The following is a 9937-nucleotide window of genomic DNA, read 5'->3' on the forward strand; positions in this document are numbered from 1 at the left end:
AGCAGAGGCGCGGCAGCGCGCCCGCTAGAGCGGCAGGCCGCAGTCCCGCGCGAACTTGGTCAGCATGGCACGCGGATCGGCAGTGCCGGTACGGTCCTCGAGCAAGGGCAGCAGCACCTTGCGGGCGGCGGAGACGTCGGTCTCAAGGAGCATCGCCTTGACCGGCCCCATGGCCGCCGGGGAGACCGATAGAGAGCGGTAGCCCAGGGCGGCGAGGGCCACCGCCTCCAGCGGCCGGGAGGCCAGTTCGCCGCACAACGTCACGGGCTTGCCATGGCGGAGGCCCGCCTCCGCCACCAGCCGGAAGGCCCGCAGGGCCGGGGGGGAGAGCGGATCGAAGCGGTCGGCGACCCGCACGTTGGCGCGGTCGGCCGCATAGAGGAACTGCACGAGGTCATTGGAGCCCACCGAGAGGAAATCGGCGCGCGACAGGATCTCGTCCAGCTGGAAGAGCAGGGACGGCACTTCCACCATGGCGCCCACTTGGACCCGATCCGGCAGGGCGTGGCCGTGACGGCGCAGGTGAGTCAGCTCCCGCTCCACCATGGCCCGGGCCCGGTCGAATTCATCCACCGCGGCGACCATGGGGAACATCACGCGCAGCTCCCGCCCCGCGCCGGCGCGCAGCAGGGCGCGCATCTGGCTGCGCAGCAGGCCCGGCCGGTCGAGGCCAAGGCGGATGGCACGCCAGCCGAGGGCCGGATTCTCCTCCTCCACCGTGCGCATGTAGGGCAGCACCTTGTCGCCGCCGATATCGAGGGTGCGGAAGGTGACCGGGCGGTCGCCTGCGGCGTCCAGCACGGCGCGGTAGAGCTTCAGCTGTTCGGAGATGCGCGGGAAGGCCGACGCGATCATGAACTGAAGCTCGGTGCGGAACAGGCCGATGCCCGCCGCGCCGGTCTCGGCGATGTGGGGCAGGTCCACCAGCAGGCCGGCATTGAGGTTCAGGTCCACATGCACGCCGTCCTTCGTCACGGAGGGGCGGGTGCGCAGCGCGGCATACTGGGCCTGCCGGCGGGCGCGGAAGCGCACCTTCTCGGCATAGGCCTCCTCGACGTCGCCGGGCGGGCGCAGATGGACCTCGCCGTTCTGGCCGTCGACGATGACCGGATCGCCCTGGTCGGCGAGGCCGGCGGCATTCTCCACCTGTCCCACGGCGGCGATGCCGAGGGCGCGGGCGACGATGGTGACGTGGCTGGTGGTTCCGCCTTCCTCCAGCACGAGGCCGCGAATGCTGGTGCGATCGTAATCCAGCAGCGCGGCCGGGCTCATGTTGCGGGCGACGAGGATGGCGTTTTCGGGCAGCGCTTCCCGCTCCATGCCGCGGGACCGTCCGGTCAGCTCGCGCAGGAGCCGGTTGGCGAGGTCGTCGAGGTCGTGCAGGCGCTCGCGCAGATAGGGGTCCGAGGCGCGCATCATACGGGCGCGGGTATCGGACTGCACCCGTTCCACCGCGCCCTCGGCGGTGAGGCCCGAGAGCACGGCCTCCCGCATCTTGTGCATCCAGCCCCGGTCGTGGGCGAACATGCGGTAGGCTTCGAGAATGTCCCGGTGCTCGCCGGCCTTGGAGAGGCCGTCGTCCTCCAGCATCAGGTCGATGGAGTGGCGCAGCTTGCCGATGGCGGCGTCGAGCCGGGCGGTTTCCTTCACCACGTCGTCGGCGATGACGTTGGTCACCCGGATGCGGGGCTCGTGCAGCACCACATGGCCAAGGCCAAGCCCATCGGCGAGGGCGACGCCCTTGAGATGCAGCGGCCGGCGCACGGCGGGTTCGGCGCCCGGCTTGGCCAGCGCCGTCAGCTCGCCCGAGGCGATCATCTCCGCCAGCACCATGGCGGTGGTCTGAAGGGCCTCGATCTCCTCTTCCGTATAGGTGCGGCGGGCGCGGTTCTGCACCACCAGAACGCCCAGCGTGTTGCCGCCGCGCAGGATCGGCACGCCGAGGAAGGAGTTGTAGATCTCTTCGCCCGTCTCCGGACGGTAGGAGAATTCGGGATGAGACTGGGCGTCGAGCAAGGCGAGCGATTCGGCCTCGCGCGCCACATGGCCGACGAGGCCCTCATCCACGCTCATGACGGTCAGATGAACCGCATCCCGGTTCAGGCCTTCCGTAGCGTACAGCTCAAGGGTCTGATCGACGCGCAGCACGTAGACCGAGCAGACTTCCGCCACCATGTTGGCGGCGATCAGCACAACGATCTTGTCGAGGCGGTCCTGCGCGCTGACCGGCTCCGCCATCACCTCACGGAGACGCCGGAGCAGCACGCGCGGACCGCCGAGCGCGCCACGCATCGGCCGCATCCTTAAAAATGAGCGGGTTCAGTAACCCCGCGAGGCTATCCAACGGATGGCGCGCCCCCGCAGGGCTACCGTCAACGGTTCCGCCCTCAGCTGTCCAGCCCGTATAGCGAATGGAGAGTCCGGACCGCAAGTTCGGTATAGGCCGCATCTATCAGGAAGGAGATCTTGATCTCCGACGTGGTGATGGCGCGGATGTTGATACCACGGCCCGCCAGCGCCTCGAACGCCTTGGCGGCGACGCCGGCGTGGGAGCGCATGCCGATACCGATGACCGACACCTTGGTCACGTCCCCGGCGCCTTCGATCGCCTGGAAGGCGATGGAGTCGCGGGCCCGCTCGATCACCGCCTTGGCGCGCTCGAAATCGGCCGTGGGGACGGTGAAGGTGATGTCGGTATAGCCGTCCGCCGACACGTTCTGGACGATCATGTCCACATTGATGTGCGCGTCCGCCAGCGGGCCGAACACGGCGGCTGCGATGCCGGGCTTGTCGGCGACGCGGCGGATGGAGACCTGGGCCTCGTCCTTGGAGAAGGCGATGCCCGTGACCACCTGCGATTCCATCTGGCTTGCCACGATTTCCTCCTCGTCGCAGATGAGTGTTCCGGCCTTCTCGACCTCGCGCATCTCCGGCGCGTCGGGGTCCACAAGGCTCGAGCGCACGAAGGTGCGCACATTATGCACCATGGCGAGCTCCACCGAGCGCACCTGCAGCACCTTGGCGCCGAGCGATGCCATTTCCAGCATTTCCTCGAAGGCGATGCGGTCGAGGCGGCGGGCCTTGGGCACCACGCGCGGGTCGGTCGTGTAGACGCCGTCCACGTCGGTATAGATGTCGCACCGCTCGGCCTTCAGCGCCGCGGCCACCGCCACCGCCGAAGTGTCCGAGCCGCCGCGGCCGAGCGTCGTGATCCGCCCCGTGGGCAGGTGCATGCCCTGGAAGCCGGCGATCACCGCCACCTCGCCGCCCTCGATAGAGGTGGCCAGACGGTCGGCGTCGATGTCCATGATGCGGGCCGAGCCGTGGGCGTCGTCGGTGGAAATGGGGATCTGCCACCCCTGCCAGGACCGGGCGGAAACGCCCATCTCCTGCAGGGCGATGGCAAGCAGGCCGCTGGTCACCTGCTCGCCGGAGGCGACCACCGCGTCATATTCGCGCGCGTCGTAGAGCGAGGAGGCATCCTTGCACCAGGCCACCAGTTCGTTGGTCTTGCCGGACATGGCGGAGACCACGACGGCCACCTTGTAGCCGGCCTCCACCTCGCGCTTGACGTGGCGCGCCACGTTGCGGATGCGCTCGATATTGGCGACCGATGTGCCGCCGAACTTCATGACAAGCCGAGCCATCGCTCGTGCCTTTCTTCGCCAGATATCCTTGGGGTTGCACGCGTGCGGCGCCGATCACGGCGGCCGGCTTCAGCTCCGCATCATTTTCGCCGGCTGAGCCGGGCACGCGATGCCTGGGGTGCGGAGGTGGCCGAGCGGAACATCCCTTAAGTCCTTGCGCGCGGGGTTCTCGAAGGTCGCGCAGCTGTTGGGGCGCCTCCATAGCGGCAACAGCGGGCCGGGGCAACCGCTCTGCGCAAAGCCGGAAAACCCGCTTGCGGCGCCGGGACCGCACAGGCATCAACCGTCTGTCCCACCGGAGCCCCGCCCATGACCGAAGACGCCTTCGCGCTCGACCCCCGCCTCGCCGCGGATGGACCTGCCGTGGGGGACCTGCCGTTGTGTCATTTGCGGCTGGTGGAGGACCGGCGCTTCTTCTGGGTTTCCCTCACGCCACGCCGGGCGGCCATGTCCGAGGTTTTCGACCTCGATGCCGACGACCGCCTGACGCTCATGGAGGAGGTCGCCCTCGTCTCTCAGGCGCTGAAGGACATCACGGCCTGCGCCAAGCTGAACATCGCGGCACTGGGCAACATGGTACCGCAACTCCACGTGCATATCATCGCCCGGAATCCCGGCGACGCGGCCTGGCCGGGCGTGGTGTTCGGTGCCGGCGCCCGCGAGCCGATGAGCGATCTGGAGCGCCAATCCCGCCTCGATGCCCTGCGCGGGCGGCTCAATGTGCACAGCCCAGCCCTGCCCGTGGGATAGCCTTGCCTCGGCTCCAGCTGCGTGCGACGGTCGCCATCAATTCGCAGCCTGCCGCCTGCCGGGGTCGACTGGTCCATGTCCTTCATTTCCCGCCCCGATCTCGGCGTCTGGCCGACCCTTGGTTATGTGGACAGCCCGCTTGACCGCGCCTGCCACCTGCGTGCCGGCGCCGCCGATCTCCTCGATCATCCAGCCGCCCGCTTCTACCTTCTCGGCGGAGAACTGGTCGCGCTAAAAGGCGCGGGGCCGGTCTTCGATCCCCTGTTCGACCGGGCGGAAGCCGAGGCACGCGGGCGCGGAGAGGCGCTGTTTCTGGGCATCGAGAGCGACGGCGCGCCGCGCTTCGCCAAGGGGTTCGATCCTGCCTTGAGGGAGGCGCTGGAGGGCGATGGGCTCACGGTCCCCGACCTGCGCACCATCGCCGTCAGCGGCCTGATCGCGCCGCATCACCTCGGGCCCGTCGCCTGCGGCAAGGCGTTGCGCGCCTGGCATACGCGGCACGGCTTCTGCGCCAATTGCGGCGCCGCCTCGCGCATCGTGGACGCCGGCTGGCGGCGGGATTGCCCCTCCTGCGGCGCCCAGCATTTCCCGCGCACCGATCCCGTCGTCATCATGCTCACCGCCCGCGGCGACCGCTGCCTGCTCGGCCGGCAGCCGCATTTCGCCCCCGGCATGTGGTCGACCCTCGCCGGCTTCGTGGAACCCGGCGAGACCATCGAGGACGCCGTGCGCCGCGAGACCCTGGAGGAGGCGGGCGTCCGGACGGGGAAGGTTCGCTACTTCGCGACCCAGCCGTGGCCCTTTCCCATGTCGCTGATGATCGGCTGCATCGCCGAGGCAACCAGCGAGGAACTGGTCATCGATCGCAATGAACTGGAGGATGCCCGCTGGTTCGGCCGGGACGAGGTGACGCTGATGCTCACCCGCACACATCCCGACGGGCTGTTCGTGCCGCCGCCCATCGCCATCGCGCACCATCTGATCCGCAGTTTCATAGAGGGCGGGCATGCTTGAACCGGCGGCGCCCGATGGTGCTCCACGCCCGGCGCGCCTTGCCCGTCTGACGCATCTGCTCGACCGCTTCTTTCCTGATTCCCGCCGCGGCACGCGGACCGGGCGCCGGCCGCCCTCCCTCGTCTACGGGCTGGATGACCATGTGCCGCCCGCTGCGCTGATCCCGCTCGCCGCCCAGCACGCCATGCTGGCCGTGACCTTCCTGATCTATCCGGTGCTCGCCGCCACCGAGGCCAAGCTGCCCGCCGACCAGATCTCTGCCATGGTTTCGGCCTGCGCCATGAGCATCGGGGTCGCCACCATCATCCAGTGCATGCGCACCCGCTTCGGCTCGGGCTATCTCGCCGTGCACATCCCTGCGCCCGGAGCGATTCCCCTGGCGGTGCAGGCGCTGGCGCTCGGCGGGCTGGGCCTCATGGCGACGACGACGCTCCTCGTCGGCATCGCGCAATTGTTCATCGCCCGGCTGGTGCGGCCGCTCCGCGTGCTGCTGCCGCCGGAAGTCTGCGGCGTCGCGGTGAGCATGCTCGGCGTCTCGCTCGCGAGCCCGGCGCTCAGGCGGGCGCTCGGGCTCGACCATGGCGCGCTGGTGGAGGAGAATGCCGTTCTCTCCAGCCTCGCGACGGTGGGCATCATCGTGGCCATCACCGTGTTCGCGCCGCGGCGGCTGAAGCTGTTCGCAGTGTTCGCGGGGGCGAGCATCGGCTGGATCGTCGCCCTCTCGCTCGGGGCCGGACGCCCTGAAGCGCCTGAAGCCATTGCCGCGGCGCCGCTCCTCGCCTTGCCGACCCTGACGCTGCCATCCTTCCAGTTTGCCCCGGCGCTGTTTCCGCTGATGGCGTTGCTGGTGGTGATGAACCTCGTGGACGTGCTCTCCGTCACCGTGTCGCTCGAAAAGATGAACGATGCCGACTGGCGCCGCGCCCACATGCCGGCGGCGCAACGTGCGGTAACGGCCTGCGGCATCGGCAACATCCTGAACGGGCTCACCTCCGGCTTCCAGTCGGGGCTCTCGTCTTCCTCGGTGGGCCTCGCCTTCGCCACCCAGTCCACGGCGCGCGTCATCGGCTTCACCGCCGGCATCATGATCTTCGCCATCGCCTTCGTGCCCAAGGCGATCGTGGCGCTCACCCTCATTCCCTCGCCGGTGATCGGCGGCATCCTGCTCTACACCTCGGCCTATCTGGTGGTGGCGGGCATGGACCTCGTGACCTCCCGCCGCCTCAGCGAGCGGCGGGTGTTCGTGGTCGGGCTCTCGGTGCTGGCCGGGCTTTCGGTGGCGCTTTTGCCCATCACCCGCCAGCTTCCGCTGATGCTGCAGCCCTTGTTCTCGACGCCGCTGACGGTCGGGGCGCTCAGCGCCATTCTGCTCAACCTGCTGTTCCGCATCGGCATCGCCCAGGAGGCGGTGGAGGAGGTTCCGGAGGGCGCTCACGCCTTCCCCTTCGTGCGGGATTTCCTTGAAAATCAGGGCGATAACTGGGGCGCTCGGCGCGATGTGATCGCCGCCGCCATCCCCACCGTGGCCCAAGCCCTGGAACTGGTGGCCGACAGCGGTATTGCCGAAGGTCCCATCGAACTGCGTGCGCGGTTCGACGAAAGCCACCTCGATGTCTCGGTCGTCTATGACGGTATCGTCATGGAGGCCCCGAAGGAGCGCCCCTCACCGGAAGCGCTTCTGGGCGACGCCCAGGAGCAGGCTTCCTTCGCGGCCTATATGCTCACCCATCTGTCCGACCATGTGAGCTTCGGCCGCACCGGCGGCCGCGCCCGCATCATGGTGCGGTTCGATCATTAGGCGTTGCCTTCGCTCAAGCGCCGCGCGGGCTGGGATGTTGCCTTCGCTCAGGCGCCGCTCGGGCTTCTTGGCGAGGCTCAGATCGCCGGATCTGAGTCCCCGAATCGCGCCCGGTAGGGATGCGCGGGATAGACGCCCAGGATGCGCATCTCTCTGGAGAAAAAGGCTAATTCCTCCAGCGCCAGCTTCACGGACCGGTCGTCCGGATGGCCTTCCACATCGGCATAGAACTGGGTGGCGGTGAACTGGCCATCGAGCTGGTAGGACTCCAGCTTGGTCATGTTCACGCCGTTGGTGGCGAAGCCGCCCATGGCCTTGTAGAGCGCCGCCGGCACGTTCCGCACGCGGAAGACGAAGGTGGTGATGACCGGCCCGCGCCCCGCCGGAGCCCAGTCGGCGCCGCGGGTCAGGATGATGAAGCGGGTGGTGTTGTGGGCCTCGTCCTCGATGTTCTCGGCGAGGATCTCGAGGCCGTAGATGTCCGCCGCCAGGCGGGAGGCGATGGCTGCGCGGGTCACGTCGTTCGCTTCGGCGATCTCGCGTGCGGAACCTGCTGTATCTGCACCGATAATCGGCGTCAGCGATAGGGTGCGGATGGCCTTGCGGCACTGGCCCAGCGCCATCACGTGGCTCTGCACGGTCTTCAGCGTCGAGAGGCTCGCGCCCTTCACCGCCATGAGCTGGTGGGAGAGGGGCAGGAAGTACTCGCCGACGATGGAAAGGCTCGACTGCGGCATCAGATGATGGATGTCCGCGACTCGTCCCGCCACCGAATTCTCTATTGGAATCATGGCGTAAGCCGCCGCCCCGTTTTCCACGGCGGCGAACGCGTCCTCGAAGGTGGGGCAGGGGACGGCTTCGAAGTCGGGGAAGACCTCGCGGCAGGCGATGTGGGAGTTGGCGCCGGGCTCGCCCTGGAACGTGATGCGTCGGCTCATGGGCATGCTCATTTTTCCTGCGCGAGAAGGGCCCGTGCCCTTTCCAGATGGGACGGGGTATCGACCCCCAGCGGCACCGCGTCAACCACCGCCACGTCGATCCGCATGCCGGCCTCAAGTGCCCGCAATTGCTCGAGTTTTTCTCTTCTTTCCAGGGGGGAGGGCGGCAGGGAGACGAAGCGTTCCAGGGCCGCCCGGCGATAGGCGTAGAGGCCGATATGGTGGTACAATGGTCCCTCGCCGAAGGGGGCCGTGGCGCGGGTGAAATAGAGCGCGCGCAGCAGCCCCGGCGCCAGCGGCGAGCCCACCACCTTGACCACGTTGGGGTCGGTGCGCTCCTCGGCAAGGGTGATTTCGGCGGCCAATGTCGCGATGTCAGCCGAGGTTTCCAGTAGGGGAATCAGTGCCGTTCGGATGGTGTTCGGTAGAATCGTCGGCAGGTCGCCCTGCACATTGACCACGATCTCCACCTCGCCCGCCGGATCGAGGGTGGTGAGCGCCTCGAAAATGCGATCCGAGCCGGAGGGGTGGTCGGCCCGGGTCATCACCGCCTCGAGGCCGGCGGCAGTCACGGCGGCGGCGATCTCGGGGGCGTCGGTGGCCACCGCCACCCGGCCGATGCCGGCTGCGACCGCGCGCCGCGCCACCTCGACGATCATGGGGCGGCCGCCCACGTCGGCGAGCGGCTTGCCGGGCAGGCGCGTCGCGGCCATGCGGGCGGGGATGAGCACGAGCACGCGCCCGGCCTGATGCCCGGTGGGGGCTGGGGCGGGGGAAGGGGTGTCGGCCGGCATGGGCGGGGGTCCTCGGCGGGGTCCGGAAGGCCGCGCCGGGACAGACGCGGGGAGTGGCATTGGGGCGCGCCTTATACGGGTTGCTTCGACCGGTTCAAAGTGCTTAGTGTCGCCGACGGTTCGTGGGGCTCCCCCGCGCGCCATTCATCGACATGCTTGGGGCCGGGCAGCGCGCCGTTTCGGTGCAGCGCCCGGTGGGACACAGGACCTCCGAGGGGCGTAGCGCCGATGGACAGTTTTGAATTGAACAAGATCGCGGGTGCAGTTCTGGGCACGCTCACGCTGACCCTCGGCCTCGGGATCGTGTCCGAAATCCTGTTCACCCCCGAGGCGCCGGCCAAGCCCGGCTTCGAGATCGCGGTGCAGGAAGGCGCAGCTGCTGCCGGTGCGCCGAAGGCGGCGGCCGAGGTTCCGATCGAGCAGCTCTTCGCCACCGCTTCCATCGAGAAGGGTGCGGCTGCGGCCAAGAAGTGCGCCGCCTGCCACAATTTCCAGGAAGGTGCCGGCCCGAAGGTCGGCCCGGACCTGTACGGCGTGGTCGGCCGCGCGGTGGCCTCCACCTCGGGCTTTGCCTATTCCGCGGCCATGAAGGCCAAGGGCGGCGACTGGACGCCTCTGGCGCTCAACACCTTCCTCACCAATCCCAAGGCCGCCGTGCCCGGCACCGCCATGGCCTTCGCCGGCATCGGCAAGGAAGCCGAGCGCGCGGACCTGATCGCGTACCTGAACTCGCTGTCCCACGATCCCAAGCCCCTGCCCACCGCAGCGGCTGCGGCCCCGGCAGCGGCTCCTGCCGCCGCCCCCGCTGCGGCGCCCGCCGGGCACAAGTGATCTGAGGGCTGGGCTCGGGGCGTCTGCTCCGGCCTGATCCTGCTCTGATGAGTGAAGCCCTCTCCCGCCTGCGGGGGAGGGCTTTTTCTTTTGGGGCGGCACGCCGCCGAAAGGCGCGCCGCGTTCGGCGGCCCGGCGCTGTTGCCTCCTGTCATCATCGTCCGA

The 9937-nt window shown here is 68.8% G+C and carries 8 protein-coding genes; 4 read left to right on the plus strand and 4 right to left on the minus strand.

Annotation, left to right across the window (positions count from 1 at the left end):
• Nucleotides 1-24: 24 nt before the first annotated feature.
• A complete protein-coding gene (ptsP, locus tag XAN126_RS0104235; RefSeq protein WP_024277358.1) occupies nt 25-2292 on the minus strand; it encodes a phosphoenolpyruvate--protein phosphotransferase in 2268 nt (755 codons plus the stop codon).
• A 95-nt stretch (nt 2293-2387) separates the two neighbouring features.
• Complete coding sequence (locus tag XAN126_RS0104240; protein WP_024277359.1) at nt 2388-3647, minus strand: aspartate kinase; 1260 nt, start codon at nt 3645-3647, stop codon at nt 2388-2390.
• A 309-nt stretch (nt 3648-3956) separates the two neighbouring features.
• Between XAN126_RS0104240 and XAN126_RS0104245 the strand changes: the two genes are divergently transcribed.
• The 3 genes from XAN126_RS0104245 (at nt 3957) to XAN126_RS0104255 (ending at nt 7209) form a co-directional block, all read left to right on the plus strand.
• The gene (locus XAN126_RS0104245) at nt 3957-4397 is read left to right on the plus strand and encodes an HIT family protein (protein ID WP_024277360.1); all 441 of its coding nucleotides are present in this window, start codon (nt 3957-3959) and stop codon (nt 4395-4397) included.
• A gap of 75 nt (nt 4398-4472) precedes the next feature.
• On the plus strand, nt 4473-5411 hold the full coding sequence (nudC, locus tag XAN126_RS0104250; protein ID WP_024277361.1) for an NAD(+) diphosphatase: 939 nt from the start codon (nt 4473-4475) through the stop codon (nt 5409-5411).
• A complete protein-coding gene (locus tag XAN126_RS0104255) occupies nt 5404-7209 on the plus strand; it encodes a solute carrier family 23 protein (protein WP_024277362.1) in 1806 nt (601 codons plus the stop codon). The genes nudC and XAN126_RS0104255 overlap by 8 nt, the downstream gene beginning before the upstream one ends.
• 77 nt (nt 7210-7286) lie before the next feature.
• On the opposite strand, the gene XAN126_RS0104260 is transcribed toward XAN126_RS0104255, so the two are convergent.
• Together XAN126_RS0104260 and XAN126_RS0104265 are read right to left on the minus strand one after the other, a co-directional pair.
• Nucleotides 7287-8147, minus strand: a complete 861-nt coding sequence (locus tag XAN126_RS0104260) for a prephenate dehydratase (RefSeq protein ID WP_024277363.1) — start codon at nt 8145-8147, stop codon at nt 7287-7289.
• A gap of 8 nt (nt 8148-8155) precedes the next feature.
• Nucleotides 8156-8941: a 3-deoxy-manno-octulosonate cytidylyltransferase gene (locus XAN126_RS0104265; protein ID WP_024277364.1), complete on the minus strand. Its 786-nt coding sequence runs from the start codon at nt 8939-8941 to the stop codon at nt 8156-8158.
• Between the two features lie 228 nt (nt 8942-9169).
• On the opposite strand from XAN126_RS0104265, the gene XAN126_RS0104270 reads away from it, so the two are divergent.
• Complete coding sequence (locus XAN126_RS0104270) at nt 9170-9772, plus strand: c-type cytochrome (protein WP_051460542.1); 603 nt, start codon at nt 9170-9172, stop codon at nt 9770-9772.
• Nucleotides 9773-9937: the final 165 nt, after the last annotated feature.

This window comes from Xanthobacter sp. 126 (assembly GCF_000526175.1).
Classification (GTDB): domain Bacteria; phylum Pseudomonadota; class Alphaproteobacteria; order Rhizobiales; family Xanthobacteraceae; genus Xanthobacter; species Xanthobacter aminoxidans.

Coding starts and splice junctions, on each gene's coding strand:
- XAN126_RS0104255 (WP_024277362.1), top strand. CDS start 5,404: ATGCTTGAACCGGCGGCGCCCGATGGTGCTCCACGCCCGGCGCGCCTT.
- nudC (WP_024277361.1), top strand. CDS start 4,473: ATGTCCTTCATTTCCCGCCCCGATCTCGGCGTCTGGCCGACCCTTGGT.
- XAN126_RS0104240 (WP_024277359.1), bottom strand. CDS start 3,647: ATGGCTCGGCTTGTCATGAAGTTCGGCGGCACATCGGTCGCCAATATC.
- ptsP (WP_024277358.1), bottom strand. CDS start 2,292: ATGCGTGGCGCGCTCGGCGGTCCGCGCGTGCTGCTCCGGCGTCTCCGT.
- XAN126_RS0104260 (WP_024277363.1), bottom strand. CDS start 8,147: ATGAGCCGACGCATCACGTTCCAGGGCGAGCCCGGCGCCAACTCCCAC.
- XAN126_RS0104245 (WP_024277360.1), top strand. CDS start 3,957: ATGACCGAAGACGCCTTCGCGCTCGACCCCCGCCTCGCCGCGGATGGA.
- XAN126_RS0104265 (WP_024277364.1), bottom strand. CDS start 8,941: ATGCCGGCCGACACCCCTTCCCCCGCCCCAGCCCCCACCGGGCATCAG.
- XAN126_RS0104270 (WP_051460542.1), top strand. CDS start 9,170: ATGGACAGTTTTGAATTGAACAAGATCGCGGGTGCAGTTCTGGGCACG.